This is a genomic window from Vibrio sp. ZOR0018, from assembly GCF_963865925.1.
Taxonomy (GTDB): domain Bacteria; phylum Pseudomonadota; class Gammaproteobacteria; order Enterobacterales; family Vibrionaceae; genus Vibrio; species Vibrio anguillarum.
Genome location: NZ_CAWMCN010000121.1, coordinates 149,935 through 174,303 on the forward strand (window position 1 = coordinate 149,935; position 24,369 = coordinate 174,303).

General features: G+C 46.1%; 22 protein-coding genes. 10 read left to right on the top strand and 12 right to left on the bottom strand.

All coding sequences use genetic code 11. The features are described 5' to 3' along the window. Positions 1-102: 102 nt before the first annotated feature. The 5 genes from hslU to priA form a co-directional block, all read right to left on the bottom strand. Positions 103-1,434, bottom strand: a complete 1,332-nt coding sequence (gene hslU / locus AACR75_RS14060; RefSeq protein WP_013855851.1) for an HslU--HslV peptidase ATPase subunit — start codon at positions 1,432-1,434, stop codon at positions 103-105. Between the two features lie 35 nt (positions 1,435-1,469). Beyond that, entirely contained in the window at positions 1,470-2,036 is a 567-nt protein-coding gene (gene hslV / locus AACR75_RS14065) for an ATP-dependent protease subunit HslV (RefSeq protein ID WP_047690599.1), read from the bottom strand. Positions 2,037-2,156: 120 nt separating this feature from the next. Further along, positions 2,157-2,699, bottom strand: a complete 543-nt coding sequence (locus AACR75_RS14070) for an SPOR domain-containing protein (RefSeq protein WP_013855850.1) — start codon at positions 2,697-2,699, stop codon at positions 2,157-2,159. A 102-nt stretch (positions 2,700-2,801) separates the two neighbouring features. Beyond that, positions 2,802-3,809: a DNA-binding transcriptional regulator CytR gene (gene cytR / locus AACR75_RS14075; RefSeq protein ID WP_013855849.1), complete on the bottom strand. Its 1,008-nt coding sequence runs from the start codon at positions 3,807-3,809 to the stop codon at positions 2,802-2,804. A 305-nt stretch (positions 3,810-4,114) separates the two neighbouring features. Then, positions 4,115-6,316: a primosomal protein N' gene (gene priA / locus AACR75_RS14080; RefSeq protein ID WP_047690602.1), complete on the bottom strand. Its 2,202-nt coding sequence runs from the start codon at positions 6,314-6,316 to the stop codon at positions 4,115-4,117. Between the two features lie 268 nt (positions 6,317-6,584). Here priA and rpmE point away from each other — a divergent pair, with 268 nt between their 5' ends. Further along, on the top strand, positions 6,585-6,800 hold the full coding sequence (rpmE, locus tag AACR75_RS14085) for a 50S ribosomal protein L31 (protein ID WP_010318344.1): 216 nt from the start codon (positions 6,585-6,587) through the stop codon (positions 6,798-6,800). A 205-nt stretch (positions 6,801-7,005) separates the two neighbouring features. After that, positions 7,006-8,283 (top strand): malic enzyme-like NAD(P)-binding protein, encoded by a 1,278-nt coding sequence (locus AACR75_RS14090; RefSeq protein ID WP_047690604.1) that lies wholly within the window; start codon positions 7,006-7,008, stop codon positions 8,281-8,283. Between the two features lie 148 nt (positions 8,284-8,431). Here the strand turns inward: AACR75_RS14090 and metJ are convergent, their stop codons facing one another. Then, a complete protein-coding gene (metJ, locus tag AACR75_RS14095) occupies positions 8,432-8,758 on the bottom strand; it encodes a met regulon transcriptional regulator MetJ (RefSeq protein ID WP_010318342.1) in 327 nt (108 codons plus the stop codon). Between the two features lie 393 nt (positions 8,759-9,151). Between metJ and AACR75_RS14100 the strand changes: the two genes are divergently transcribed. The 3 genes from AACR75_RS14100 (at position 9,152) to metF (ending at position 13,865) form a co-directional block, all read left to right on the top strand. Beyond that, positions 9,152-10,318, top strand: coding sequence for an O-succinylhomoserine (thiol)-lyase (locus AACR75_RS14100; protein ID WP_017049224.1), 1,167 nt, complete (start codon positions 9,152-9,154; stop codon positions 10,316-10,318). Further along, positions 10,318-12,729, top strand: coding sequence for a bifunctional aspartate kinase/homoserine dehydrogenase II (locus tag AACR75_RS14105; RefSeq protein WP_047690606.1), 2,412 nt, complete (start codon positions 10,318-10,320; stop codon positions 12,727-12,729). The genes AACR75_RS14100 and AACR75_RS14105 overlap by 1 nt, the downstream gene beginning before the upstream one ends. 245 nt (positions 12,730-12,974) lie before the next feature. Next, positions 12,975-13,865, top strand: coding sequence for a methylenetetrahydrofolate reductase (metF, locus tag AACR75_RS14110; RefSeq protein WP_017043191.1), 891 nt, complete (start codon positions 12,975-12,977; stop codon positions 13,863-13,865). A gap of 118 nt (positions 13,866-13,983) precedes the next feature. On the opposite strand, the gene zapB is transcribed toward metF, so the two are convergent. Continuing rightward, positions 13,984-14,226 (bottom strand): cell division protein ZapB, encoded by a 243-nt coding sequence (zapB, locus tag AACR75_RS14115; protein WP_013855843.1) that lies wholly within the window; start codon positions 14,224-14,226, stop codon positions 13,984-13,986. Between the two features lie 317 nt (positions 14,227-14,543). On the opposite strand from zapB, the gene glpX reads away from it, so the two are divergent. Next, entirely contained in the window at positions 14,544-15,551 is a 1,008-nt protein-coding gene (gene glpX, locus AACR75_RS14120; RefSeq protein ID WP_047690609.1) for a class II fructose-bisphosphatase, read from the top strand. Between the two features lie 111 nt (positions 15,552-15,662). Here the strand turns inward: glpX and pfkA are convergent, their stop codons facing one another. From pfkA to AACR75_RS14135, 3 genes are all read right to left on the bottom strand, one after another. After that, positions 15,663-16,625 (bottom strand): 6-phosphofructokinase, encoded by a 963-nt coding sequence (gene pfkA / locus AACR75_RS14125; RefSeq protein WP_026027886.1) that lies wholly within the window; start codon positions 16,623-16,625, stop codon positions 15,663-15,665. Positions 16,626-16,885: 260 nt separating this feature from the next. Beyond that, positions 16,886-17,794, bottom strand: a complete 909-nt coding sequence (gene fieF / locus AACR75_RS14130) for a CDF family cation-efflux transporter FieF (protein WP_017047259.1) — start codon at positions 17,792-17,794, stop codon at positions 16,886-16,888. A 122-nt stretch (positions 17,795-17,916) separates the two neighbouring features. Next, on the bottom strand, positions 17,917-18,414 hold the full coding sequence (locus tag AACR75_RS14135; protein ID WP_017049227.1) for a CpxP family protein: 498 nt from the start codon (positions 18,412-18,414) through the stop codon (positions 17,917-17,919). A gap of 183 nt (positions 18,415-18,597) precedes the next feature. Here AACR75_RS14135 and AACR75_RS14140 point away from each other — a divergent pair, with 183 nt between their 5' ends. The 3 genes from AACR75_RS14140 to trmL all read left to right on the top strand — a co-directional run bounded on the left by AACR75_RS14140 (position 18,598) and on the right by trmL (position 21,260). Beyond that, complete coding sequence (locus tag AACR75_RS14140) at positions 18,598-19,284, top strand: response regulator (protein WP_013855837.1); 687 nt, start codon at positions 18,598-18,600, stop codon at positions 19,282-19,284. Beyond that, positions 19,284-20,684 (top strand): envelope stress sensor histidine kinase CpxA, encoded by a 1,401-nt coding sequence (gene cpxA / locus AACR75_RS14145; protein ID WP_013855836.1) that lies wholly within the window; start codon positions 19,284-19,286, stop codon positions 20,682-20,684. Before AACR75_RS14140 ends, cpxA begins: the two co-directional genes overlap by 1 nt. A gap of 99 nt (positions 20,685-20,783) precedes the next feature. Further along, positions 20,784-21,260, top strand: coding sequence for a tRNA (uridine(34)/cytosine(34)/5-carboxymethylaminomethyluridine(34)-2'-O)-methyltransferase TrmL (trmL, locus tag AACR75_RS14150; RefSeq protein ID WP_013855835.1), 477 nt, complete (start codon positions 20,784-20,786; stop codon positions 21,258-21,260). Positions 21,261-21,356: 96 nt separating this feature from the next. On the opposite strand, the gene cspE is transcribed toward trmL, so the two are convergent. Together cspE and AACR75_RS14160 are read right to left on the bottom strand one after the other, a co-directional pair. Next, complete coding sequence (cspE, locus tag AACR75_RS14155) at positions 21,357-21,569, bottom strand: transcription antiterminator/RNA stability regulator CspE (protein WP_013855834.1); 213 nt, start codon at positions 21,567-21,569, stop codon at positions 21,357-21,359. Between the two features lie 286 nt (positions 21,570-21,855). After that, the gene (locus AACR75_RS14160; RefSeq protein WP_038149154.1) at positions 21,856-22,359 is read right to left on the bottom strand and encodes an FxsA family protein; all 504 of its coding nucleotides are present in this window, start codon (positions 22,357-22,359) and stop codon (positions 21,856-21,858) included. Positions 22,360-22,838: 479 nt separating this feature from the next. On the opposite strand from AACR75_RS14160, the gene aspA reads away from it, so the two are divergent. After that, positions 22,839-24,293 (top strand): aspartate ammonia-lyase, encoded by a 1,455-nt coding sequence (gene aspA / locus AACR75_RS14165; protein WP_017042195.1) that lies wholly within the window; start codon positions 22,839-22,841, stop codon positions 24,291-24,293. Positions 24,294-24,369: the final 76 nt, after the last annotated feature.

Below are 24,369 nucleotides of genomic sequence, written 5' to 3' on the forward strand. Positions count from 1 at the left end.
AAAAGGGGTCAGTATATACTGTTCTGCTGGCGAGTATAACACGGCAATAAAAAGCCCGTCACTTTGGACGGGCTACAAACAGTGTACTGGCCATTCGATCAGCTAAAGAATAAAGCGGCTCAAATCTTCATTCTCGACTAACTCACCTAGGCGCTGCTTGACGTAGGCGGCATCGATAATCATTGAGGAGCCAGGCTTTTCTGTTGCATCAAATGAGATTTCATCCATCAAACGCTCCATCACGGTATGCAGGCGACGTGCGCCGATATTTTCCGTGGTTTCATTCACTTTCCACGCGGCTTCCGCAATTTGAGTGATGCCATCTTCAGTGAATTCAATGTGCACCTCTTCCGTCTTCATCAGCGCAATATACTGCTCGGTCAGAGAGGCTTTCGGCTCAGTCAAAATACGTTTAAAGTCATGGCTCGATAATGCTTCAAGTTCGACGCGAATCGGCAAGCGGCCTTGCAACTCGGGGATTAAATCAGAGGGCTTCGCCACTTGGAATGCACCCGACGTAATAAAGAGGATATGATCAGTTTTAACCATGCCGTGCTTAGTCGAGACGGTACTGCCCTCAATCAAAGGTAGCAAATCACGTTGTACCCCTTCACGCGACACATCTGGACCTGAGCTTTCGCCGCGTTTACAGATTTTGTCAATCTCATCGATGAAGACAATGCCGTTATTTTCAACATTAAAAATAGCTTGATCTTTCAGCTCTTCCTGATTGACCAATTTTGCCGCTTCTTCCTCAGTCAAAGCTTTGAAGGCCTCTTTGATTTTGAGTTTGCGTTTTTTCTTGGTATCCCCTGCAAGGTTCTGAAACAAACCTTGCAGCTGATTGGTCATCTCTTCCATGCCTGGAGGTGCCATAATTTCAACCCCCATTTGAGGGACAGCGACATTGATTTCAATCTCTTTGTCGTCGAGCTTTCCTTCACGCAACTTTTTACGGAAGATTTGGCGAGTGTTCGAGCTCTCTTCGCCCTTTTCATTCTCTCCCCAAGCATCACGAGCTGGCGGCAATAAAGCATCTAAAATACGCTCTTCTGCTTGCTCTTGCGCACGAAATTGCACTTTTTCCATCGCTTGCTGGTGAGTCATTTTTACCGCGACATCGGTTAAATCGCGAATAATGGTTTCCACTTCTTTACCAACATAACCCACTTCGGTAAATTTGGTCGCTTCCACTTTAATAAATGGTGCGTTGGCAAGTTTGGCGAGACGACGAGCAATTTCCGTTTTTCCCACCCCAGTTGGACCAATCATCAAAATGTTTTTCGGCGTTACTTCGGCGCGCAAGCTCTCTTCGAGCTGCATGCGACGCCAGCGATTACGCAGCGCAATCGCCACCGAACGTTTGGCTTTATCTTGACCAATAATATGGCGATTTAATTCGTGAACAATTTCACGTGGAGTCATTTCAGACATCAGATTTTCCTTAATTCTTTACCCTAACACTGTCTTTATTTTTCGGTGGTCACTGTTTGTTGCAGTAGCAATTCCGCCGGTATTTCTAGTTCTTCGATAGTGTGAAAATGGTTGGTAAACACGCAAATGTCGCCCGCAATTTTCAGTGCTTTTTCAGCGATTTCACGTGCATCTAAATCGGTATTTTCTAATAATGCGGTCGCCGCAGCTTGGGCAAAATTACCCCCCGAACCGATAGCAATCAGGTCGTTTTCTGGTTGAACAACGTCACCATTGCCCGTAATAATGAGTGATGCCGTTTCATCAGCCACCGCTAAAATCGCCTCTAGCTTACGCAGTGCTCGGTCACTACGCCAATCTTTTGCCAGCTCAACCGCGGCCTTAGTAAGATGACCTTGATGTATTTGCAGCTTACTTTCAAAGCGCTCAAACAAGGTAAACGCATCGGCTGTGCCACCTGCAAACCCTGCCAAGACTTGATTATTGTACAGACGGCGAACCTTGCGCGCGTTGCCTTTCATTACGGTATTACCGAGCGATACTTGTCCGTCACCGGCGATGACAACTTTATTATTACGACGTACAGAGACGATGGTAGTCACGACAGGACCTCTTATTTGTTTTCACGATGGAGTTAGCAAATATATGAGGATGGTTGGGGAAGATTTCAAGTCACAAAAAACACTCACCGCGAATCGATTGGATGCGGTGAGTGATCGCTCTTATTGTGGTTCAGTCCAAATGGCGCACGGCTCAATTTTAGCGCGTTGTAATTTATGCTCGTCACGCTGCGCATCACGCTTATATTTGTATGGACCTAATACCACGCGATACCAACTGCTGCCTTCCGTTTTTCGGATTTCACTTTTTAAACCCTGAAACGCGATATCAAGTTTACGGCTTTCAGCCTGTGCCGAGGTTTTGTACGCCCCACACTGCATGATATAAGGGATTTCAGACACTTTTTGTTCTTTGGCTACCACTTCCACTTCACGTTTCGGCAAGCTATCCACGTAATCCCATTTTTCCTCTGGAGGCGGTGGGATCACTTTCTCTGGCTTAGGTTTTGCGACTGGTTTTGTAGGAACCACAACCGCTTGAGGCGGCTCAGGATCACGGCTGAGTAAGAACAGCCCATAACCAAAACCGGAAACGAGCAACAGTGCCAATAAGCCACTACGCCAAGGTTTACGACGTGGAGCTGTTTTTTTCGGGGTCGGCTTTTTCGGACTACGACCGCGCCTTACATAATCTTTATTAGCCACAGAGAATTCAAAAGTTGATGGTTTGCGCCAATGTTAATGCAGTTTCCAACGACTTAATAGTGTTGAAAGAGTTGCAGCGCATCAAAAATGCGCTGCGTGTGGTTAGTTCAAACGAGGAGGTGCTGCGCTTTCTCGAATCACTAACTTGGTTTCTAATAGTCGAGAACCTGCGCCAACCTCTTGACCACGAAGAAGATCGAGCATCATGAGCATCGCTTGACGCCCTATCTCATAGCGCGGCTGTGAGATGGTCGTTAACGGTGGATCGCAGTAGAGCGCAAATTGAATATCATCAAATCCCACCACTGAAATATCTTGTGGAACGCGCAAACCCAATTTTTTGGCTTCCTTAATGACACCGATCGCCATACTGTCATTATGACTAAAAATGGCGGTGGGTGGCTCAGATAACGCCAATAATTGGCGCAGTGCTTTAGCCCCAGCTTCAAAAGTAAAATCACCATAAGTGCAATAATTAGGGTTCATGGTAATTCCTGCGCGGCGTAAAGCTTGTTGATAACCTTGATGGCGGAACTTACACAGCGTGGCCTCTGCTGGCCCCGATATTTGCGCGATGCGTTTGTGCCCGAGCTGCGTCAAATAGTTCACCGCTTCAAACGCTGAAGTAAGGTTATCAATATGTACCGTCGGCAACTCAAGTTCTGGCGCAAATTCACATGCCATGACCATAGGTGGCAGGTTTTTTTGCTCCGGCTTACTAACATCAAACGGCAAATCCGTTCCCAGCAACAACATGCCATCGGCCTGCTTAGTAAATACGAGGTTAACTAACGAACTTTCTCGCTTTTTCTGCTGACCACTATCACCCAACAGTACTAAATAACCATGTTCCATCGCCGCATCTTCGATGCCACGAATGATCTCTGTGAAGTAAGGGTCACAAATATCCGGCACGATAGCGACAATAGTTTTAGATTCATTACGACGTAAGTTGCGAGCGAGAGAATTTGGTGAGTAACCAGCTTCCAAAACAGCATCTTCGACACGCTTTCGCGTTGAAGATGATACTTTTTCAGGGTTCATCAACGCCCTAGATACTGTGGCGGTTGATACACCTGCAAGCTGGGCAACATCCTTCATTGTCGCCATAGAAATTAACCTCTTTAAAAGTTGTTACTGGGCTGAAATCACCCGTTGTTATGTTTATAAAATCCGGTTGTAAAATCTGGTTATCCATTTTGAACGCTGAGCTGTTATTCACAGCGGATATATGAGTGATAGTCTATTCATTTCCACCCAGAAAGTTACGGTCAGATTAACAAATTTTACATAATAAGCGTGAAGCCACTCACATTAGAGAGGATTAAATAGGCTGACAAAAATAACAGTAACCGTTTTAGCACTCGATTGCTTCAATATGTTACATCTCATTTCATCGAAAACGCTACTGAGGTTTAACTGAGATCTTGCGGTTCAATATCTAACGACCAGCGAATTTTCTTGGCTAATGGTAACAGTCCAATCGCAGGCTTAGCACTCATCAATAGTTTTTGCATTTTGGAGCGATGCTGAGTTTGCAGTAATAACTGCCAGCGATATTTGCCCGCTCTTTTCGCCAATGGGGCTGGGGTTGGCCCTAATACTAAGCACGAATCATCAAATAACGGATGCGCTTCTAACGTATGCCGAATTTGGCGTAAAAACTCTTCCACCATCGAAGCTTGGTTGGATTCCGCTTTAAACAGTGTGAGATAGGTGTAAGGTGGCAACATCGCTATTTTCCGCTCTTCTAACGCGGTTTCTGCAAAATGACGATAATCCTTTTGCAACAATGCTTGCAGCAAACTGTGTTCCGGGTGATGCGTTTGTAAAATCACTTCGCCGGGTTTACTCGCGCGCCCTGCTCGACCTGCCACTTGAGTAAATAGCTGCGCCAAGCGTTCGGCGGCGCGAAAATCACTGCTGTATAGCGAACCATCCACATCCAATAACGCTACTAAAGTCACATCGGGAAAATGGTGCCCTTTAGCAAGCATCTGCGTGCCAATTAAAATCTGATACTCACCTTGGCGAATCGATGATAAAGCACTTTCTAAACTGCCTTTACGACGCGTACTATCGCGATCAATACGCACCGTTTTATATTCGGGGAAAAGCTGCGCCAGTTGCGCTTCAAGTTGCTCGGTACCTACTCCAACCGTGACCAACTGAGTTGAACCACAACCTTGACACTGATGAACCACCGGACGTTGCGAGCCACAATGGTGACAACGCATGTCACTGCTGTATTGGTGAAAGGTATAGTACGCATCGCAACGTTTGCACTCGGCAATCCAACCGCATTCATGGCACATCAGCGCGGGCGAGAAGCCGCGCCGATTGAGAAACAGCATCACTTGGTTACCTGCGCTGAGGTGTTTTCTCATCTCAGCAATCAGCGGCGCTGATAAACCACTCTCTAAAAACAGGCCTTTCACATCCAACACTTTGTTTTTAGTAGGAACCGCTACGCCAGCACGCTGAGTTAAGCTTAAGTGATGATATTTGCCGCTCAATGCATTATGCAACGTTTCTAATGCTGGAGTGGCAGAACCGAGCACAATCGGGATCTGCTCAAGATTTGCACGCATTACCGCGACATCTCTTGCATGGTAGCGTAGGCTATCTTGCTGTTTATACGAAGCGTCGTGCTCTTCATCAACAATGATGATACCTAGGTCTGCAAAAGGCGTTAGCAGCGCTGAGCGAGTACCAATAATAATGCCCGCGATATTATCACGCGCCGCTAACCACGCGTTGAGGCGCTCGGTTTCATTGAGCCCCGAGTGGACCACGGCAACTGGCACATTAAATCGCTTACGAAAGCGGTTAATGGTTTGTGGTGTTAGACCAATCTCAGGCACCAGTACCAATGCCTGACGTCCTTTTTCTAAAACGGGCTTGATTAAGTTTAGATAAACTTCGGTTTTCCCTGAACCGGTGACCCCTTCAAGTAAATAGCATGCGAAATGGTGATGGCTATTAATTGAAGCAATCGCGATCGCTTGTTCTTGGTTGAGCTTGGGCTTTTCCACATCCGCTTCAACATTTTGCGGCCAAGCCGTCAGTGTCGGCCGTTTTTCCAGTGATTCTATCCAGCCTTTCTCTTGTAAGGTTTTGAGTACGCTGCTACCTACCTCTTCATCAATAAACAGTTGATGGGGCACAGCGCCAGACTCAAGCATCGTCATCACTTTGGCTTGCTTTACCGCTCGCCCGAATCCTTGTATGAGTTGATCGCGCCCACTGGGCGTCAGTTGCCACTCCACTAAGGTCGAAAAATCGGCCGCTTTCCCTTTGCGTAATGCGCCAGGCAAGGCATTAAATAGCGTGTCGCCTAATGGGTATTGATAAAATTGGCTACACCACAACAGCAATTGATAGAGTTTCTCTGGCCAGACTGGCTGGCTATCGAGCACCGCTTTTAGCGGCTTTAATTGATCGACTGAAAACTCAGACTCACTGACTATAGCGGTGACGATACCCACCAGAGTTTGCCGACCAAATGGCACCGACACTCGTCCACCAACAATCGGAAACAGATGACTTGGGATCTGATAATCAAACTGCTTATCCAATGGGATAGGTAAGGCAACGCGTGCAATGGTGGGGCGCATAATCGACCGTTCGTTCTACAAAAAATGTGAAAAGACAGTCTACTGGATGCGTCACCGAAATTCGAGCTTCGTCATTGGACAAAAATGTGGCGAAAATAGCGGCGAAATGGCTTGATCCACTGAAGAGGATTCATTAATATATCGCGCCTTGATGATATGGCTTCTTGCTTGATGTTAAGCAGTCAGCGGTATCAACATTTTTTTATTAACTACGTGTGGTGTCCGGCATAGATTCGGATAGCGACGCGGCCCAATTTGAGGTTATCCCATGAAAGCTGGTATCCATCCAGAGTACAAAGCAGTTAGCGCGACTTGTTCTTGCGGCAACTCTTTCGAGTTCAGCTCAACGCTAGGCAAAGATTCTATCCACCTAGACGTGTGTGACAAATGTCACCCATTCTACACTGGTAAGCAACGTATCGTTGATACTGGCGGCCGTGTAGATCGCTTCAACAAGCGTTTCGGTGCTCTTTCTAGCAAATAATCTCTTTTTTGCTAGAAAATTAAAAAAGGATGCTTCGGCATCCTTTTTTGTTGGCATTTTTTGTATAGTTGTCAGTACGCACTGGTCTTATCTGCGACATTTTCTCCATTTTTTGATGAAGCACGTCAGGTTCCCGCCTAGGAAGTTTGAGCGACATCCATTAGAATTATGGACCTTTTCCAATCCAACACGAGCACTTATACCTATGTCTGATGACACTCACCAAGAATTAACGGCAGAAGAACAATTTCGCCAACGCGCACTCGATTACCATGCTTACCCAACCGCGGGTAAAATTGCCATTTCATTAACTAAGCCTGCCGACTCGGCTGAAGACCTTGCTCTAGCTTACAGCCCGGGCGTTGCTGAACCGGTTCGTGAAATCGCACAGAACATCGACAACGTTTATAAATACACTGCGAAAGGCAACACCGTCGCTGTGATCTCAAACGGCACGGCTATTCTTGGTTTAGGTAACTTAGGTCCGATGGCTTCCAAGCCCGTCATGGAAGGAAAAGCGCTACTGTTTAAACGCTTTGCTGGGCTTGATTCAATTGATATTGAAGTAAAACACCGCACAATCGATGAATTTGTCGATACGGTTGCCAACATCGCCGACACCTTTGGCGGCATCAACTTAGAAGATATCAAAGCACCAGATTGCTTTGAGATTGAACGCCGTTTGATCGAGCGCTGTAATGTGCCTGTTTTCCATGACGATCAACACGGCACTGCGATTGTTACCGCAGCTGGCATGCTCAATGCGATTGAACTGCAAGGCAAGAAACTCAACGAATGCACTATCGTCTGTCTTGGCGCTGGCGCAGCAGCCACCGCTTGCATGGAACTACTGATTAAGTGCGGCGCAATGCGTGAAAAAATCTACATGCTTGATCGCAAAGGTGTGATTCATACTCGTCGCGATGACATCAATGAATATAAGCAGTTGTTTGCTAATAACACCGACAAACGCACACTGGAAGATGTGATTGAAGGCGCTGACTTATTCCTAGGTGTGTCAGGCCCCAACCTGCTGCCTGCCGAAGCGCTAAAATTAATGGCCGATAAACCGATCGTATTTGCTTGCTCAAACCCGGATCCAGAAATTAAACCGGAACTCGCACGCGCGGTACGTGATGATTTAATTCTAGGCACAGGTCGTAGCGATTATCCAAACCAAGTCAACAACGTGTTGTGCTTCCCATTTATTTTCCGTGGCGCTTTGGATGTCCGTGCTAGTGAAATTAATGACCAAATGAAGCTAGCCGCAGTTGAGGCGATACGTGAACTGGCTAAAGAAGAAGTGCCGGCTGAAGTGTTGAAAGCCGCAGGCGTAAAAGCATTAAGTTTCGGCCCTGAATACATCATTCCAAAACCGATGGACCCACGCCTACTGCCTCGTGTTGCTAAAGCGGTTGCTCAAGCAGCGGTTGACTCTGGCGTCGCTCGAATCGAGATTCCTGTCAATTACATGCAAGAATAATCACAAGCTTGAGCGGCTAAATGCCTCGCTCGAAAAAAAACCGCTGACTTTCAGCGGTTTTTTTATATTCTGAGACACAGAGCCAAAGTCACAATGGCAACTTACCCAGTATCCTCTCTATTTTATCTCGTTGTACCGCAATTACGCGCTACACTTCTTCATCATCATACGCTTCAAATTCAATGCCCATGGCGGTCATTAATGCTTTTGCTTCCGTCGGAATATCGTCTGGACGATCTTTTCTCAAATCTTCGTCGGTCGGTAAAGGTTGACCGGTATAAGCATGCAAGAAGGCTTCACACAGCAGCTCACTGTTCGTTGCGTGGCGTAAGTTATTGATTTGACGGCGAGTGCGCTCATCAGTTAATACTTTCAACACTTTCAATGGGATTGAAACGGTGATTTTTTTGACTTGCTCACTCTTCTTCCCATGTTCAGCATATGGGCTAATGTATTCCCCATTCCAGTCTGCCATTGCGCACCTTCGTTATCGTAATTGGTCGTTAAAAATTTGAAAGTTGGATTTTAGCGGGATTTACCGCCACAAGCAAAGACATATAGACGTCTAGATATATTGACGTCTTCTTTTGAGTTCAGTAAAGTGTGCCATTATCGACAAAGAGATACCCGAAATACTTGAAATTTCAGCAGAGCGGCAAGTCAAGACAGCCAGACTATGTGATTGAAGTAGGCGAATCTAACCAACATCGCAGCAACTTCAAGTTAGAAAGGGGATAGCAATCTCACGCACTATCGGATATAGCTAATACTCGAGACAATGGACGTTGCCCTTTCGTTGTCCCCAGATAAAGCAGGAACCCCTCAATAAAAGTCAGTTTATTGAGTTTAATTAAGTAAGGAAACCGTCATGACCACTCGCAAGCCAGCCACCATCGCCGTTAGAACCGGTATTGAATCCGACTCTCAATATCATGCTGTTGTGCCTCCAATTTATCTTTCGACAAATTATAGCTTTCCTGCGTTTGGTGAAGTGCCTAAATACGATTACACACGCTCTGGCAACCCAAATCGAGGTCTGCTCGAAAAAGCGTTGTTTGAACTCGAATCGGGTCAAGGCGCAGTGGTGACTAACTGTGGCACTTCGGCGCTGAATCTATGGGTTTCCGCCTTTTTAAGTCCTGACGATCTGATCGTGGCCCCGCATGACTGTTACGGTGGCACATATCGCCTGTTTAATACACGCGCCAAAAAAGGCGATTTTAAGACACTCTTTATTGATCAATCCGATCCAAACGCTTTGCAGGCCGCTTTGGCGAAAAAACCCAAATTGGTACTCATTGAAACCCCATCCAACCCATTAGTTCGCGTGGTAGATATTGCTGATATTTGCCAACAAGCACACGCCGTCGGTGCATTAGTGGCGGTTGACAACACCTTCTTAACGCCAGTATTTCAAAAACCATTAGAGTTGGGCGCAGATTTTGTCATCCACTCCACCACCAAATTCATCAACGGCCACTCCGATGTGATTGGCGGAGTTGTTATCACCAAAACAGAGCAGCACGCTGAAGAGCTAGCATGGTGGGGCAACTGCCTTGGCTCAACGGGAACCCCTTTTGATAGCTATATGACGCTGCGTGGCATTCGTACCTTAGGCGCAAGAATGCGCGTCCATGAGGAAAGCTCACGTGCCATTTTGGACTATCTGCAAAGCGAAGCCTTAGTAAAGGTCATTTATCACCCGAGTTTGCCAGAGCATCCTGGCCATGAGATAGCGAAAAAGCAGCAATCTGGCTTTGGCTCTATGCTCAGTTTTGAGTTTGCGGGCAGCTTTGAACAGCTCAAATATTTTGTCTCTCAGTTAACATTATTCTCACTGGCAGAATCATTAGGAGGCGTGGAGAGCTTAATCTGCCACCCCGCTTCGATGACTCACCGAGCGATGGGCGAAGAAGCGTTGGCCGAAGCCGGTGTTTCACAGCAGCTATTACGCCTATCGGTCGGCTTAGAAGATGCCCAAGATTTGATTGACGATCTCGCGCAAGCCTTTGCTAAAGCGAAGGAGGCCTATTAATGACTGCCCTACGTCAATTGCACAAGTTTGGCGGTAGCAGCCTTGCCGATCCTGAATGCTACAAACGGGTCGTTAATATCTTAAAAGAGTATTCTCAAGCTGATGATTTGGTGGTGGTTTCTGCCGCAGGAAAAACCACCAATCGTTTAATCGAATTTCTCGACGCTCTCAATAAAGATGGCCGAGTGGCCCATGAGAACTTGCAATCGGTCCGTCAGTACCAAATCGATTTAATCAACGCGCTGCTCGATGAAGATGCAGCGCAACCGCTCATCACTTTACTCACCAACGAAATTCGCACTTTGGGTCAGCTTTGCGCGCCCCTATCGCCAGCTCAACAAGCGGCGGTACTTGGCCATGGTGAAGTGTGGTCATCACGCTTATTGGCGGCGTTACTCAATCAACATAATCTTGCGGCTGTGGCACAAGACGCCCGCGAATTTCTTCGCGCGCAAGCAGGCACACAACCGGAAGTGGATCGCGCTCGCTCCTACCCTTTGCTGAAAGAAATTTTGGCACAACACGCGCATCACCGAGTGATCATCACAGGCTTTATGGCTCGCAGTGAACACGGTGATACTGTGCTACTTGGGCGCAATGGTTCCGATTACTCCGCCACTATGATCGGTGCACTTGCGGAAGTAAACCGAGTAACGATTTGGAGTGATGTGGCCGGTGTTTATAGCGCCGACCCGCGTATTGTCAGTGATGCCTGTTTACTGCCGCTACTGCGTTTGGACGAAACCAACGAGTTAGCGCGCCTTGCCGCCCCAGTATTACACAGCCGAACTTTGCAGCCCGTGGCGCAAAGCACCATGGATTTGCACTTGCGCTGCAGTTATCAACCCGAAGCAGGATCGACTCGTATTGAGCGTGTATTGGCATCGGGACGCGGTGCCAAAATCATTACTTCACTTGATGATGTGCTGTTGGTTGAGCTTAATTTTGCTCACGGGCATGACTTCCAGCGCCTACAAAACGATGTGCTGCGCAGCTTGCGTCGTGCTCAACTCGAACCGCTAGCTTTCGATACTCAAGCCGATCAACACCAACTGCGCCTTGCCTATACTGCTGAGATTTCAGGTGGAGCCCTAGCCCATCTGCAAGATGCCGCTTTTGAAGCGGAAATTAAACTCAAAGAAGGCTTTTCATTAGTGGGGGCTGTGGGTGCGGGAGTGACGAAAAACCCCAATCACTGCTACGGCTTTTATCAACAGCTACGTTCATCACCGATCGAGTTTATCTGTGAAGCCGAATCTGGGCTGAGTTTAGTCGCGGTACTGCGTAAAACGCCGATCACCCCCTTAGTGGTGGGTATGCATAACCAACTATTTCAGGCGCAAAAACGGGTCGCACTGGCACTGTGTGGCAAAGGCAACATTGGTTCGAGTTGGTTAAAACTCTTTGCTGAACAAAAATCAGAGTTAGAAAAACGCCATGGCATGAACTTCGAGTTGGTCGCGGTGGTCGATAGCCAAACCTATTGGTTTGATGAGCAAGGGATTGATGCAGCATCGGTTTTAAAGCATTTTGACGATGAAGCGATTGCCAGTGAAGGAATGACTTGGCTCCAACGATTAAGCAATATTCAAGGATATGACGAAGCGGTTGTGCTCGATGTAACCGCAAGCAAAGAACTGGCTGATCACTACCTCAACATTGCTGAAAATGGGATGCACCTCATCTCAGCGAATAAAGTCGCGGGCTCTTCCTCTAGCGTCGATTACCACCAAATAAAAGAAGCGTTCGCGAAAATTAGCCGCCATTGGCTCTACAACGCGACGGTTGGCGCAGGCTTACCCATTAACCACACGGTACGTGATTTGCGTGAAAGCGGCGATGAAATCGTCGCCCTCTCTGGTATTTTCTCTGGCACTTTATCTTGGTTATTTCAGCAATTCGACGGCTCAATACCGTTTAGCGAACTGGTCGATTTAGCATGGCAACAAGGACTTACCGAGCCTGACCCGCGCAGCGATCTGGATGGTTCAGACGTAATGCGCAAACTAGTGATCCTAGCCCGTGAAGCGGGATTACATATCGAACCGGAAAATGTCAAAGTTGAATCACTGGTTCCTGATGAGCTCAAGCACCTCTCACTGGATGACTTTTTAGACAAAGGCCAACTGCTGAGTGAAAAATTAGCAGAGAGACTAACCAAAGCACAACGTGAAGATAAAGTGCTACGCTATGTCGCAAGGCTTGAGAAAAATGGCAAAGCAACGGTCGGGGTTGAAGCTTTAGAGCGTGAACACGCTTTGGCTAACCTTTTACCTTGTGACAACATTTTTGCTATCGAGAGTAAATGGTATCGCGATAACCCGTTAGTGATTCGTGGTCCGGGCGCTGGTAGAGAAGTGACAGCAGGAGCTATCCAATCGGACCTCAACTTGCTGTCAAGCTTGCTGTAACACTCCAGCTTATTCCAGATTAAGGGGCCACTAGGCTCCTTAATTTAACTGCGAAAGGATGATATTAGGTCATGCATACCGAGGTTGAGCATGACTTGAAGGTCACTCACAATCAACATGAATAATATTCATAATTACAGTGTTGACATTAAATGCTATTCAATACATTCTGTGGACATATAGACGTCTAAACGTCAACTTAAGGAATGATAGATTGGCGGAAGAACGCCACAGGGAGAAATAAAATGGGATACACGCACGCCGGTCATATTGATGCACTCAACCAGAACGTGGCTGAGCTATCAGATAATATCAATGTCTCATTTGAGTTTTTTCCACCCAGCTCAGCGCAAATGGAAGAGACATTGTGGAATTCCGTTCACCGTTTAAAAACCCTACAACCTAAATTTGTTTCTGTGACTTACGGAGCAAACTCTGGCGAGCGCGACCGCACCCATTCGATCATTAAAGAGATTAAAGATCAAACTGGCCTTATTGCAGCACCGCACCTCACTTGCATCGATGCCTCTCGCGATGAGCTGATTCAGATTGCCGATGACTACTGGCACAACGGCATCCAGAACATAGTTGCACTGCGTGGCGATATCCCCGCTGGTGGCGGCAAACCAGAAATGTATGCTTCCGACTTAGTGACTCTACTCAAATCTCGCCATGATTTTGATATTTCTGTCGCGGCATTTCCAGAAGTCCACCCTGAAGCGAAAAGCGCGCAATCCGATCTGGTCAATCTAAAACGCAAAATTGATGCAGGTGCAAACCGCGCAATTACTCAATTCTTTTTTGATGTTGAAAGCTACTTACGATTTCGCGACCGCTGTGTAGCCGCTGGTATTGATGCTGAAATTGTACCGGGCATTCTACCGGTATCAAACTTTAAACAAGCTTCTCGCTTTGCCGCGCAAAACAACGTTAAAGTCCCCGGATGGATGGCGAAACAATTTAATGGATTAGATGATGACCCAACCACACGCCAGCTCGTGGGTGCAAGCCAAGCAATTGACATGGTTCGCATTTTAAGCCGTGAAGGTGTCAAAGACTTCCATTTCTATACGCTCAATCGCGCTGAAATGACCTACGCATTGTGCCATACGTTGGGCGTAAGACCGAAAGCATAAACTTTCTCTGCACTCATAACGCTATTATTGGTAAATGTTGTTCGTGATAAAACGCGATGATTGATTAAAAGTAACGCCGACTTGATGTCGGCGTTGTGGTATCACTTAAGCGAGCAGATTATTCCACGTCGTCCATTTTACCAAGTAAGCTACGAATACGATCTTGCCATGCACTCTGCTCTTGCTCCATTTGTTGCGCTTTTTGCTCAAGCTCTTCACGCGCTACTTTTAGCTCATTCGCTTCATTCACGAGCTGCTGTTTCTCTTCTTTAAGCTCTTCCACTTCCATTTGTAGAAGTGCGATGGTGTCAACTGCGGTTTGAATTTTTGCTTCTAGTAGTTCTAATACTTCAAAAGACATGGTGCATACCCTTAGTTATTCGGTTGAGGTGAACAAAATTTCACTTATTGGTTCATTCTACTCAGCACAGCGCTCAGAAACACTCACTATATGCAAATTTTCTCGCTATTTGGCTAAAAAATCGGCTCAACTTAACCGTCAACTCACTTAAGCGCCAAGCCTAGGCCGAAAAACACTTTATCTGGCCATGGATTTGCTCAATTTGAGGCTTAGCTTTGATCAAGTGCAATCCTTGTGAACTAAAAAAGCAAACGTTTACTATTTGATATGCTAAAATTCCCGCCGAAATTTCCTATTCCCTTTTCTTTGGAGCTAGCATGAAACGCGATTTAGCAATGGCATTCTCTCGAGTCACTGAAGGTGCCGCACTGGCAGGTTACAAATGGCTTGGCCGAGGCGATAAAAATGCGGCCGATGGCGCAGCGGTAGAAGTCATGCGCAACCTACTCAATAAAACCGACATCCAAGGTGAAATTGTAATCGGTGAAGGCGAAATTGACGATGCTCCAATGCTCTACATTGGCGAGCTTGTTGGCCTTGGTGGCGATGCGGTTGATATCGCAGTGGATCCTATTGAAGGTACACGTATGACGGCAATGGGCCAGTCAAACGCATTGGCTGTTTTGGCGGCTGGCGAAAAAGGCAGCTTCCTTAAAGCACCTGATATGTACATGGAAAAATTGGTGGTTGGCCCCGGCGCTAAAGGGTGCATTGACCTCAATAAGCCTTTAAAAGAGAATTTAGAAAATATCGCCGCCGCGCTGAATAAACCATTAAACACTCTAGTTGTGATCACCTTAGCGAAACCTCGCCATGATGCCACCATAGCGCAGATGCAAGAGATGGGTGTTCGCGTGTTTGCTGTGCCAGATGGCGATGTCGCCGCCTCGATCCTAACTTGTATGCCTGATAGTGAAGTCGACGTGATGTACTGCATCGGCGGTGCACCTGAAGGAGTGGTTTCAGCCGCGGTCATCCGAGCTCTAGATGGTGACATGCATGGCCGTCTACTACCACGTCATGAAGTCAAAGGCGATACGGAAGAAAACCGCATTTACGGTGCAAAAGAGTTAGCTCGCTGCGCGGAAATGGGTGTCGAAGCTGGCATAGTGTTGAAAATGGAAGAGATGGCCCGCAGTGATAACGTCATTTTCTCAGCTACTGGTATCACCAAAGGGGATCTGCTGGAAGGTATTACCCGCAAAGGCAACATCGCCACCACAGAAACGCTATTAATTCGTGGCCGCTGTCGTACCATTCGCCGTATTAAATCAATTCACTACTTAGAGCGTAAAGACCCAGAAGTGCGCGCGATCATTTTGTAATCCGCCAGTGCTTTGCTCTGTTTTATTTTAAAGACAAAGCATAGAGAGACAAAAAAGACCGCAATGCGGTCTTTTTTACTTAATCACTTTATACCGAGATGGAAGAAGTGATTAGAATAACTCTTCAGCCACTTTATACAAATCAGTGCGAACTGGACGCTTCATATTTTCAATTGCGTCGATAATATCGTGGTGAACCAACTGCTCTTTCTGAATACCAACACAACGACCACCGTGGCCATCAAGCAGTAAATGTACTGCAAAATTACCCATGCGTGACGCAAGAACACGGTCAAACGCCGTCGGGCGACCACCGCGTTGAATATGACCCAGCACGGTAGCGCGAGTTTCACGTCCCGTTGCTTTTTCAATTTCTTTCGCCAGTTGGTTAGCATCCATCATCAACTCAGTCAGTGCAATAATGGCGTGTTTCTTACCTTTCTTAATACCGTCTTGAACATTTGCAATCAGTTGCTCCATATTCAGGCCAGTTTCAGGGGTGATGATGTATTCACAACCGCCTGCAATCGCCGACATCAGAGTCAAATCACCGCAATGACGACCCATAATTTCAACAATAGAAATACGTTGATGAGAAGAGGAAGTATCACGTAAACGGTCAATCGCATCGATAACCGTATTTAATGCTGTTAAGTAGCCAATGGTGTAATCGGTACCAGCAATGTCGTTATCAATCGTGCCTGGTAAACCAACGCATGGAAAACCCATTTCGGTCAGCTTTTTCGCACCCATGTAAGAACCGTCACCGCCGATGACAACTAAAGCATCAATACCATGCTTTCTTAGGTTTTCGATCGCTTTTTCACGTACTGCGACTTCACGAAATTCAGGGAAACGCGCAGAACCTAGGAAAGTACCACCTTTATTGATAACGTCAGAAACGCTTGAACGATCCAATTTTTTAATGCGATCTTCATAAAGACCAAGGTAGCCATCGTAAATACCAAATACTTCCAAATCAGCACCGAGTGCCGTACGAACAACACCACGGATTGCTGCGTTCATGCCAGGTGCGTCACCGCCACTAGTCAAAACACCGATCTTCTTAATCATGCTCACCCTCGATTTTTTGGGAACTTAATACTAATTTTTTACGCTGTCCGTTAGCGATAAAACCGACAGCAAAATCTTTCTAATCTGTGCATAATGTTACCTTTCCTAAAGAGGAATACTACTGTTATTTGCACGAAATTATGTAAGTTTGCTACTTATGTAAGAGTATTACAGTTTTGAGTTAATGCTTTGTTGATTCATATCAGAATCAGGCTTATTTATTGTTCTTAAAAAGATAGTTAATAAGCGCGTTTTTGTCGCTACCACCCTTGTGATTTTTGCTTTTTTTCTGGTCCAAACACCACAGAATAAGGATCTTGGTGGATTAATACATCAGCTCCTGGGAAAGCCTCGAGTAGCTTATCTTCCACCTCATCGGAAATGCGATGCGCCTCAATCAAGCGGATATTGTCATCTAGTTCCAGATGTAACTGAATGAATCTTACAGGTCCAGACATGCGAGTTCTTAATTGATGCACACCCAACACACCAGCCACAGAAAGACATTCTGTGCGGATTTTCTTCAATTCCTCATCAGGTAACTTACGATCCAATAAGGTCTGAATGGCCTCTTGTACCATACGAAAAGCACTGTAAAGAATATAAACGCCAATGCCGATCGCAAAGATGGCATCGGCCTGTTTAAAGCCAAACCAGCTCAATATAAGCGCGATCATAATCGCCGCATTCATGAACAGATCGGTTTGGTAATGCAATGAATCCGCGGCAATGGCTTGGCTGCCCGTTTTTTTCACGACATGCTTTTGGAACAACACTAAGCCAAAAGTCACTAGCATTGCAAACAGGCTGACATAAACGCCATATTCAGGAGAAGTTAATTCGTGTGGGCGGAAAAAACGGTCAACCCCATTGAGGATAAGAAAACAGGCCGAGCCTGAAATGAACATCGCTTGGGCAAGAGCCGCAAGCGATTCCGCCTTACCATGACCAAAGGCGTGCTCTTTATCTGCGGGCTGCAGTGCGTAACGCACCACAATTAAATTGACCACGGAAGCGGCAATATCAAGTAAGGAATCAATCAAGGATGCGAGTAGGCTGACCGAGCCAGTAACCCACCAAGCGATCACTTTTACTATCAGCAACAATGAGGCTACAAGGGTTGCTGTCCAGGCAGCAAGCGTAACAAGGCGTGCGTATTCTTGTTTCATATCACTAAAATCAGCTTGAGAATGAGCAGGTAGTATACCTTCTCAAATTAAGAATGAATATGACACAAAAATGAACAGGCCTCACCCGAGGCCTATTATCAATGATTAGCGGTTATCAATGACTAGCTATTTTTTTTCATGTGCTTAGGACCATTTTCCATGCACTTCTGCATGCGATCTTGTTGTAGCGTTTGCAGTTTTGCTTTTTGTTCCGGAGTTAGCACACTCATCATGTCATGACGTTTTTCTAGCATCTTGACACGGTGAGCGACCTGTTGATCGACCATCTCTTTGGCTAGTTCATTTGCCGCTGCCGCATCAAAGTTCTCAGCGAGCACGAGAGCCTGTACTTTGTCATGGTGCGCTTTCATTTTCGCTTGGCGTTGACCTTTGTGCTCACCCTTCATCGCTTCGCGATTCGCCTCACGCATTCCTTTCAACTTTGCTTGTTGATCAGACGTCAAATCAAGCTGCTGCATCATGCCGCGATCAAAACCGCCACACTCATCATTTGGACCTTTATGCTGCTCTTTACCACCAAATGCAAAGACGCTTGCTGTGCTAAGAGTCAGAGGAAGTATCACCGCCGCAAGTACTAATTTTTTTGCCATTTTCATCATCTATTCCTTCACTAAGTGGATTCTAACAAGCTGTATTCACAGCGCTTGAGTGTAGAATAGGGCCTGTACGGTAAAGCAACGTATAGTGAGCGTAAAGAATCGTAAAGAGCTTACCGCTCACTGAATATCTTGCCTATTTCGCAGTAAACTGTACCCATAACTTCCCCAACGACGAGGCGACACATGGCGCATATTCTTCTGATTGATGATGATACTGAGCTCACCAGCTTACTAAAAGAAGTCTTGAGCTATGAAGGCTTCGATGTCTCTGAAGCGAATGATGGAGAGAGCGGGCTCGCGGCCATTCATGATCGCATTGATCTTGTCTTACTCGATGTAATGATGCCTAAGCTTAATGGGATGGAAACGCTGAAAAAGTTACGTGAAAACTGGCATACCCCGGTATTAATGCTCACCGCCAAAGGAGAGGAGATCGATCGCGTCATCGGTCTAGAACTCGGCGCGGATGACTATTTACCGAAGCCTTTCAGTGACCGAGAGCTGCTGGCACGCATTCGCGCGATTTTGCGCCGAACCCAAACCAGCAATGGCACCAAACATAATGAAGTCATTGAGTGCCAAGATATTCAAGTATACCCCAGCAAGCAGGAAGCCTATTGCCAAGGGCAATTGCTGGACCTTACCACCACGGAATTTGCCTTGCTGACTCATTTTGTGCAAAACCCAGGCGAAACCTTAACTAAAGAAGCGCTCAGCCTTGATGTTCTAGGAAAACGGTTGGCGGCCTTTGACCGCGCGATTGATATGCACGTCTCGAATTTACGCAAGAAATTACCTGAGCGTGTCGATGGTAAATCACGGATTAAAACGCTGCGTGGTCGTGGCTACCTCATGATTCTGGAGGATTAATGCGCCTACCTAAAATCAACAGCCTTTATGGCAGAATTTTTGCCATTTTTTGGTTTACGATGCTGCTGGTGCTGATCGCAGTATTAGCACTGCCGCACCTTGATCCTCGCAAAACCCGTGATATACCTAGCGATGAATACCAACGTCTTACACACTTAAAACAGAAAATAGAGAGTATGTTTAAAGATGAGCATGAACTCACACGCATCCTCTTTCGTTTAGAAAGTAGCAGCAACAAGCGTGGTGAAGGGCACATGCGCGAGAAGAATGGCACTCCACAATTCTTTATCACAACGCCAGATGGCACAATTCTCACCACCAAAACTCAAGCCGACTTTAAGTTTAAAGCACTCCAAAATTTCGTGACCAGCATTGAATCCATTGATAAGCCACAACAGAAGCTCTATGGCCGTTATATGATTTCAGGTCCATTGCCAATTACCCTTGCTAAGCAAGATCTACTCATGTTTGTCGGTATTCGCTGGAATGAGCCCCCTCCGTTCTTATTGCAACTATTCGACCGTCCGTTCGGCCTACTGCTTGCCGTGATGCTCGTCAGTACACCACTACTCTTATGGCTCGCATGGGCATTGAGTCAACCCGCCAGCCGCCTCGAGCAAGCCGCCAAACGGGTCGCTCGCGGCGAATTTGTGGTCGACCCAAGCTTAGAAAAAGGCACCAGTGAATTTCGCCAAGCAGGAAAAAGCTTTAACCAAATGGTAGAAGCCGTCAATCAGATGATTTCTGGCCAGCAGCGATTGCTGTCGGATATTTCACACGAGCTGCGCTCCCCTTTAACGCGACTGAGAATGGCCAATGCACTTGCCACTCGTAAACAAGGTAGCAGCTCAGAATTGGAGCGAATCGACACCGAAGCACAGCGTTTAGAGCAGATGATCGGTGAACTGCTGACGCTTTCGCGTATGCAAACCAATAGCCATCTCAGCCGAGAAACTCAACCGCTATCCAGTTTATGGGAGGAATTATTGAGTGATGCCCAATTTGAGGCGGAGCAGATGGAAAAAAGACTCACCTATAATGCGATTCCACCGCACACGATTTCCGGTACACCAAAACTGCTGATGAGCGCATTGGAAAACATTGTGCGTAACGCCATTTACTATGGCAAAGATGAAATCAATATTACCTTTTCGGTCGAAAAAGGCAGACTATCGGTTTGCGTGGAAGACAATGGTGAAGGCGTTCCCGAAAACGAGTTAGACGATATTTTCCGCCCCTTTTATCGTGTTTCCACTGCGCGTGATAGGCACAGTGGTGGTACAGGGTTAGGTTTAGCCATCACCGAAAGTGCCATTCGTCAACACAGCGGTACGATTCACGCAAGTCGCAGCCAATTAGGTGGGTTAAAAGTACAATTCACGCTCCCATTGGATAGTTAAATTCCACTTATGCCTATATTGCCAAATAACGGGTGACTTGTACTCAATAGGCTCGTCACCTTATACTTCCGGCCCACACTCCTTAAGAGCAGCTATACCATGTTTGATATCGCACTTTACGAACCTGAAATCGCCCCTAATACCGGAAATATTATTCGCTTGTGTGCCAATTGCGGCGCTAATTTGCATCTTATTGAACCGCTGGGTTTTGATCTAGAAGAGAAGAAAGTGCGCCGTGCAGGGCTTGATTACCACGATTTAGCGCGCGTAACGCGTCATGCCAACTTGGATGCCTTTATGGACTACCTCAATGCAGAGCGCGAAACGTACCGGATTTTTGCTTGTACCACTAAAACCACGGGGCACCACGTCGATGCGCAGTTTCAAAAAGGGGATGTGTTGATGTTTGGCCCAGAAACTCGTGGATTACCAGCGCAAGTCATCGAAAGCCTACCGATGACACAACGTATTCGTATTCCGATGATGGCAGAAGCTCGCAGTTTAAATCTCTCTAATGCGGTCGCTATTATTGCGTTTGAAGCGTGGCGTCAAATGGGCTTTGAAGGTGCGCAATAACAGCGCTAGTGTTCTAAAACGGTAGGAAGATAAATCACCAAATAGCAAAAAGGCCGCCTAGGCGACCTTTTTATTAATTCTAGATATTAGGCTAGATTACAGAACAGTTACTTGAGCTGCTTGTAGGCCTTTTTGACCGTTTTCTACATTGAAAGACACTTTTTGGCCTTCAATTAGAGTTTTGAAACCGTCAGAAGCGATTGCATTGAAGTGTACGAACACGTCAGCGCCGCCGTTATCTTGAGTAAGGAAGCCGAAACCTTTAGTTTCGTTAAACCATTTTACAGAACCAGTTGTTTTGTTAGACATAATGTGTCCCTTTTATTTAAATTCATAAAGTTATCGCGCTTATGCGCAATGCACTGATAGATTGAATTATTTAATGTTACTAATAAGGTAAGGGAAACACTGAGGACATCAACTTTTACGATGGGATTCTGAGAATTTACTTTTACTTTTATTTTTTGTTTCATTAATAACCCCTGAACAACAGAGCGAGGTAACTATATTCGCTAACGTTGCACTAAGCAATCTATTTCGACATTTAATTTTTACAACTCAAAACAATAGAGTAAGAAACACCATAAAAAGTCTTTTATTTCAACCTATTATGCTCATCATCTTTACGTTCAAATTCACCTTCGAAGGTTTTTCCCGTTTCAGATGGTTCAAAGTCACGATCAAATGGGGCTTTGTTATGACGGCTATCATCAAACTGCGCCTGAAAACGGCCTGATACACCGTTCACCACCACTTTATTCATCAAATAGTTGGCAAGCAAAGCCCGAGGCGCAGGCAATAGCACCACCATACCAAGTGCATCGGTCAAAAAACCCGGTACTAAAAGCAGCACACCCGCCACCGCCAGCATCACGCCCTCAATAATTTGCTGCGCAGGTAGCTCACCTTGATGCAAACGGTGTTGAACGCTAAGTAAAGTTTGTATCCCTTGACTACGAACCAATGATGCACCAACAAATGCCGTAATCAGCACCAAGGCGATAGTTGGCCACATACCTAGCAAACTGCCTACTTGGATAAAGAGACCAATTTCAATGATTGGCACAAAAATAAAAGCCAGAAGTAAGATTGGAAACACACGCCCTCCTTTGTTTATTGCTCTCACCTTACCGTCAACCACAAGCGACTACAACACTCAACGCTCAATCAAAGAGCACCACCTCGCAGCCTAAATGACTAAACAGAGCCAGTATCTATCTTAAAATAGACCAAATATTGGCTCTATCTGAAATCCATTCATTCGTTCATTTTGCTAACAAAACCTGAACAAATCTCATACCACACAGACAAATCCAACCGCCGGCATCACAACTATTTATCAACGCGATAACTGTTTTTAAAACCTAAAAATAACGCATGTGAGTGCGTATCAAATTTTCATAAAATATTGACCTAAAAGGTGATCCACTTACTATTTTTTAAATCTAGGTTGAGTATGATGTGCCACAGAAGTCAGGACGGATTTTCCAGCCTAAAATTCTGACGAATGGATTCTTAAACTGCAGAAATGGCTAATAATTTCACTAATTATCAGAATAATTCTCTAAGGATCCTGTTATGGCTACCCTATCAGAAACGACAGCTGCTACAGCTAACTCGGCCACTCGTATCGAAGAAGATCTATTAGGTCAACGTCACGTTCCTGCTGACGCGTATTACGGCATTCATACACTGCGCGCTATCGAAAACTTTAATATTTCAAAATCAACCATTTCTGATGTGCCTGAATTTGTACGCGGTATGGTGATGACCAAAAAAGCCGCCACGCTAGCCAACAAAGAGCTCGGCGTCATTCCAAGCCAAGTGGCTAATTACATCCTCCAAGCGTGTGACTTGATCCTAGAAACAGGTAAGTGCATGGATCAATTTCCGTCAGACGTATACCAAGGCGGCGCCGGTACTTCTGTCAATATGAACACCAACGAAGTGATCGCAAACCTTGCTCTGGAATTGATGGGTAAAGAAAAGGGTCAATACGAGTTCATCAACCCCAATGACCACGTTAATAAAAGCCAATCAACCAACTGTGCTTACCCTACTGGTTTCCGCATTGCGGTATACAACAGCATCCTGAAACTGATTGATTCTATTGCCTATCTAAAAGGTGCGTTTGAGCTAAAAAGCCAAGAGTTCTCTGGCATTTTGAAAATGGGTCGTACTCAATTGCAAGACGCCGTACCGATGACCGTAGGTCAAGAGTTCCGCGCTTGGGCGGTCACCATTAATGAAGAGATCCGCAACCTAGAGTACACCTCTAAACTGCTGCTTGAGATCAACCTTGGCGCAACAGCGATCGGTACTGGCCTGAATGCGGCGCCGGGATATCAAGCGGCGGCAGTGAAACACCTTGCTGCGGTGACTGGCTTAGCTGTGGTACCAGCGGAAGATTTAATTGAAGCAACCTCTGACTGCGGTGCTTATGTTATGGCGCACGGCGCGCTAAAACGCCTTGCTGTGAAACTCTCTAAAATCTGTAATGACTTACGTCTTCTTTCATCTGGCCCTCGCGCGGGTCTAAACGAGTTGAACCTACCTGAACTGCAAGCTGGGTCTTCCATCATGCCTGCAAAAGTAAACCCTGTGGTGCCTGAAGTGGTCAACCAAGTGTGCTTTAAAGTACTTGGTAACGACAACACTATTTCCTTTGCCGCAGAAGGTGGCCAATTACAGCTAAACGTGATGGAACCTGTGATTGCACAAAGCATGTTTGAGTCAATTGAAATTCTTTCAAACGCCTGCATAAACCTTCGTGACAAGTGTGTTGACGGCATCACTGTCAATAAAGAAGTGTGTGAAGCTTACGTATTCAACTCTATCGGTATCGTGACTTACCTTAACCCATATATTGGCCACCATGAAGGTGACATCGTGGGTAAAATTTGTGCGGAAACGGGTAAGAGCGTACGTGAAGTTGTGCTTGAGCGAGGCTTACTCACCGCCGAAGAGCTCGATGACATCTTGTCCGTCGAAAACTTTATGCGCCCTCAGTACAAAGCGAAACGCTACGAATAATCAAAAAAGGCTCTGATTCAGAGCCTTTTTACTTTCTACAAGTTATTAAGTGAGAAAAAATTGCGTTACATCATGG